General features: G+C 37.7%; 1 protein-coding gene. It reads left to right on the forward strand.

What is annotated here, in order from left to right; all coding sequences use genetic code 11:
• A partial coding sequence (locus tag DVH29_RS16540; protein ID WP_210206257.1) for a hypothetical protein occupies positions 1–196 on the forward strand: 196 nt, incomplete at its 5' end.
• Positions 197–1,047 lie beyond the last annotated feature (851 nt).

Genomic DNA, 1,047 nt, shown 5'->3' on the forward strand with positions numbered 1-1,047 from the left:
AGTGATGTTCTACAGAGTCCATGAATATACAACAGTTTTTCTTTGGATACAAGAAATACTTTGGTGGAGCGTGTATGCATTGGGTAATTCACTGCATGGCGCTGCAGGTTTAAGCTTCTATTCACCTATCCTGATGGCAGAACTGAATGTCCAATGGCTTTCTATATCAATCTATCCTCCAAACACATATTTCTGAAAGGTATTCCAAGAGACTTCAGAAAACAGTACATTCCCGCTCAGGAAAAGCTCATTTCTTCCTCTAGTAAAGAGAGCTCTCTCTGAAGTAGATAAATGGTGAAGACAACTTTGGTGAGAAACTCACTATGTATGAAGTGATTTGACTTCAGAGGAATATAGAAAACTTCAGATTATTCACTGATTACTAAGAGAGCGTGATGCGCTAAAAGTGTTCAACCGTGATTTCACATTCATATTGACTTAGACTATTTCAATTCACTTTAAAACTCCATTGGAGCATTTGAATGCATCTTTCTTCAGGCTGAGCATTTCTCCTGTAATAGTGCTTTGAGTAAAACTACAACATTCTATCTTACTCTGGTGGATAAGGATATATTGGTGCCTGCTTCTTCACTCATTGTCTGACCGAAAGTTCATTTACGTAGTCTTTGCTAAGAAACAGTCCCAAAGGAGATATTTTAGAAAAATACTTCAAAAAGATGGGTGAAAACACTATGTTTCCAGGGACATTGTGCCTCTCCACCTTTCAGTAGTAATGAACATTGAAAGAGCGCTGAAAGTGCTCCAGTCAGAGTTAGATTAAAACACGCCTTTTACAAAACATGCTATTCCACAGTGATTTCAAGGAATTCTTTACGCGTATACAAAAGAGAAAGGTATTTGGTGATGAACACTCAAACTCTAGATTCACATTGTTTGGGACTTTCAAGAAACTGCTTCATTTCCACCGATATTCTACAGAATCCATGAATATACAACTGTTTTTCTTTGGATAGAAGAAATACTTTGTTGGAGCGTGTCCGCATTGGGTAATTCACTGCATCGGGCTGTAGATTTAAGCTTCTATTC

It is taken from the genome of Pelagibacterium lacus (assembly GCF_003345525.1).
Classification (GTDB): domain Bacteria; phylum Pseudomonadota; class Alphaproteobacteria; order Rhizobiales; family Devosiaceae; genus Pelagibacterium; species Pelagibacterium lacus.